We start from the raw sequence: 4300 nt of genomic DNA, 5'->3' as shown, positions 1-4300 counted from the left end.
CCTTCACGTGAAGTTTCAGAAAAGCGTCCGCGTAAGTCTTCCATATTAGCAAATGCGATTGAATGATATACACCATCAATATTGCCAACATCTTTACCAATTTGCTCAAAACCATTAATAACCTCTTCATCGCTTTGAACATCAATTTGATATAAGTGCGCTTCTGGTTGATTTAATTGTTCTAATAATTTTTCAAGCTCTTTACGGCTACGTTCTTTACGGTAAGTAAATACTAATTTAGCACCTAATTGATCTAAAACTTTAGCGACACCAAAAGCAATACTACGCTTATTAGCGATTCCCATGATGACATATGTTTTGTTTTCAAGATTTAACATGTAAGATAACTCCTTATAATAATTAATTTAACGGATAGAATATCTAATCCCAGTTTTAACTAACTTTTTATTCGTCAATACATTTTAACACTATTATGACTTTTTAATAAAGTTATTTAAACGTATTACAACGATAAATGTTTGATTTAGTCCTTTCTGTATCAAACTTGATTTACGTAAAAAGCATTTATTTATCAAAATCATATACATACTAGCATTTTAAAATCATTAATTTTACGTCGTACTAAAATACGTCTGCATTTTAATATCATTATTGTTAAAAATAAAATTCTAACTCTTGCTTCAATTCATCAACGTATTCTTTAGCACCGGTAACAATTAAGCGATCTCCATATCGCAATTGTGTATCTCCATGCGGAACAATCGACTCATTATTACGGATAATACGCACGAAGATGATGTCTCCTCCGAATGGGAAATTACGTAATTGAATATTTTCATATTTATAATTTAACATTTGAATTTCATATAGTGACGTTTCAACATTACTTAATAAATTCAACATGTTAGGTGTTTCAATTAAACCTTTTAATAAGATTTTATTACTTAAGTAGCTACTGAAAATTTCAATACCTGAATCAACTAACTCTGTATCGTCCGTTGTGCTTTCAAGTCTGCAAATGACACGCTCAACTTGATGTGCTTTGGCTAATTTAGCAACTTTTCGGTTAATATCATCGTCATTCGTAGCACAAACAACTATGTCTCGGTCAAACAGACCTAGTCGTTCTAAAACATCTTGTTCATAATCAGCAATTTCTATCATCGTGATATCATCTGACAATTGACGACGATCACTCAAGTCTTTGCGATAATATAATGTCACGTCATATAACTGAGATGTTAAATTTTGCGCTATAGGAATCGTTAATTGATTTTTACCAATTAAACTAACTTCAATTTTACGGTTAAACTCATCTGGAACTGGAAACAGTTTTTTGAAAATAATCGGAACGAATACACATGTAATGACTGCGCTTAAAATTAATATACCTGACGTTTCAGCTGAAATAGCATTTAATCTTTCTGAAATTTTGGCTGCAGCTATCACGAGCGATAATGTTGATGTTAATAAAAATGCTGATGCAATCGTTGTTTTCATATCAAACCAACGTCGAATAAACATGACTGGAATTAATTTTGAAACGATAAATGCAACGATTAAAATCGGTATGATAATTAGTAATTTCGGTTCTTTAATTAATGAAGGTATGTTTAAATCTACACCAACCATTATAAAGAAAATAGGAATAAAGAACCCATAACCAAATGAGTCTAACTTTTCAACCATTTCTTCATCTGGATTTAATAATGAAACAACGACACCTGCTAAGAATGCACCTAATATATTTTCTGCGCCAACTCCCTCTGCTAGGGCTACTAATAATATTATTAATGCAAATACCGCACGAATACCGATTTGCGTCGTACCATCCATCAATTTTTGTAAAAATGACATTCTTTTAAATTGAACACCTAAAATATATGAAATTGCTGTGAAAACAACTAATATACCTATTAACCATATTGTACTGCCGCCTTGACCATTGATTGCGCCATAGACCGTTAATAAAATCATAGTTACTAAGTCCGCAAGTACTGCTACTAATAGGATAAATTGCCCTATAGTTGTTCTCATAATATTCATTTCTTTTAAAGTTGGAACAACTACGCCTAAGGAAATAGTTGAAATGATAATGACCATTAATAACACATCATCCACTAATCCAAGCCATTTAAATACATACGCTAAAAGAATCGAAATAATCATAATAAATGCAAATACAGTTAACGCTAGATTAAGATGCCCTGGAATTGAGGATTCATCATCATTTTGTCCTTGACGTGCGCGTTTATCTTTTTTAAAAGCTTTAAAATCAATTTCTAAACCACTTAAAAACATTAAAAAGATAAAGCCTAACGTTGATAAAATATTTAGAATTGAATCCCTTTCTACTATATTTAGAAATGAATTTCCAATCACAATCCCCATCAAAATTTCTGCAACAACAACTGGCAAGAAATTAATATTTAATCGATTGACAATTATTGGAGTTAAAAACGCTGCTAAAACAACAATAACTAAAGATAAAAACTCCATAACTCCTCCTTAAATTAAGTAAGCCATAAATGATGTAGCTAAACCAAAATAAATCAACATACTAATAATATCATTAATTGTTGTAATAAATGGTCCACTAGCCACTGCTGGATCGATATTTAATTTATTCATCAATAATGGAATCATCGAACCTACAAACGTCCCCACCGTCATCGCACAAGTTAAACTTCCTGCAACGATTAATGCTAAAAGTGGCTGATGATATATTGCAACAATAATTGTAAATAATATTGTTGAACATACAACGCCCGATAATACACCACTTCCCGCTTCTCTTAATGCAATTCTAAATTTACTTTGCTCATTAATTTCCCCTGTCGTAATGTTACGAACTGAAACGGCTAAAGATTGTGTACCTGAATTTCCTGACATACCACTAATAATAGGAATAAACGCTGCGAGTAGCGCTACATTTTCTAATGTTTTTTCAAATCTCCCTAAAATTGTCGCAGTAATCATTCCTAAAAATGTTAAAATAATCAACCATGGTAAACGTTTTAATGCTGTTTTAATGATTGAATCATTAGTCGAATCGATATCTGATACCCCGGCTAAACGAGAGTAGTCTTCACTAGCCTCTTCATCCATAACGTCTAAAATATCATCAATCGTGATGATACCAAGCAAATGTTCTTGGTAATCTATAACAGGTACAGCCATGAAATCATAGTCTCTCATAACTTGAGCAACATCTTCTTGGTCGTCTGCTACATTCACACTAATGACACGTTCATTCATAATATCTTCAATATAAGCATCACTTTCAGCTACAATTAAATCTCTTAGTGATAAAACACCTACTAATTTACCATCATCATCAACGACAAATATAACATATATTGTTTCTGCGTCTGGCGCTTGCGCTTTGACCAATAATAACGCTTCTTTAACAGGCGTATGCGCTTTAAGTGATAAATACTCCGTCGTCATAATACCGCCGGCCGTATCCTCATCATAGTGAAGTAATGCTTTGATTTCATTCGCGTCATCTTTATTCATCAATGTTAAAAGACTAGCAACTTTTGGTTTAGTCAACTCATTTAAAATATCTACTGCATTATCGTATGACATTTCTTCTAATATGTGACTTGCGTATGTCGCATTCATTTTATCAAATAGCAACTCATATTCATCGTCATCAATATCTAATTGATCAAAGAAATTTGCAACCTCTTCAGGTGATAAATATTGAAAAATCTTTTGTCTATTTTCATCGGTAGTATCTTCAAAATACTCACTTTGTTCATATGTGTGTAATGCTAGAAATTCATCTCTAAATTGATCAATATCATCATTTTCTAAGTATTGATCTAATAATGTCTCATCATATAATTCCTCTTGAACACGCTCTTTTTCATCTGTGTTCATTGACATACTTACACCCCCTGTGTGAATTAGAGTTGATTGAATAATTTAAGTAATTGCTTATAATCAATTGTAATATAAATATTGTTCTTATTGATTGGATGAACAAAATATATTTGCGTACATTGCAGTACTTGACCATGAATTTTGTCATGAAAACCATCATACAAAGAATCTCCCACAATTGGATGCCCAATATGTTGAAAATGTACACGAATTTGATGTGTACGTCCCGTATGCAAATGAACTTTGCATAAACTGTATTTATCATTCTGATTTATTACTTCATAAGATGTTTTAGCGTATTTACCATCCGAGGCAACTTCTCTAGTTATAATACTATCCTTTGACCGTCTAATATTAGCTTCAATAATACCAGATGTATGGGTTTTGCCATATACAAGGCAAGTATATATTTTTTTCAAGTTTACTTTAGAAAATAAATGATGGATAT

The 4300-nt window shown here is 31.8% G+C and carries 4 protein-coding genes; all 4 read right to left on the bottom strand.

The window, feature by feature from the left end; all coding sequences use genetic code 11:
- Window positions 1-338: SDR family oxidoreductase (locus IDG60_RS07495; protein WP_164825726.1), on the bottom strand; the 338-nt coding region annotated here is incomplete at its 3' end.
- Between the two features lie 277 nt (window positions 339-615).
- The gene (locus IDG60_RS07490; RefSeq protein ID WP_206160584.1) at window positions 616-2460 is read right to left on the bottom strand and encodes a monovalent cation:proton antiporter family protein; all 1845 of its coding nucleotides are present in this window, start codon (window positions 2458-2460) and stop codon (window positions 616-618) included.
- A gap of 9 nt (window positions 2461-2469) precedes the next feature.
- Window positions 2470-3855: a magnesium transporter gene (gene mgtE / locus IDG60_RS07485; protein WP_103182716.1), complete on the bottom strand. Its 1386-nt coding sequence runs from the start codon at window positions 3853-3855 to the stop codon at window positions 2470-2472.
- A 20-nt stretch (window positions 3856-3875) separates the two neighbouring features.
- Window positions 3876-4300: pseudouridine synthase (locus IDG60_RS07480; RefSeq protein WP_241013348.1), on the bottom strand; the 425-nt coding region annotated here is incomplete at its 5' end.

This window comes from Staphylococcus sp. EG-SA-2 (genome assembly GCF_017152085.1).
This window is presented reverse-complemented; position numbering and strand designations above follow the sequence as displayed.

Coding starts and splice junctions, on each gene's coding strand:
- mgtE (WP_103182716.1), bottom strand. CDS start 3,855: ATGTCAATGAACACAGATGAAAAAGAGCGTGTTCAAGAGGAATTATAT.
- IDG60_RS07490 (WP_206160584.1), bottom strand. CDS start 2,460: ATGGAGTTTTTATCTTTAGTTATTGTTGTTTTAGCAGCGTTTTTAACT.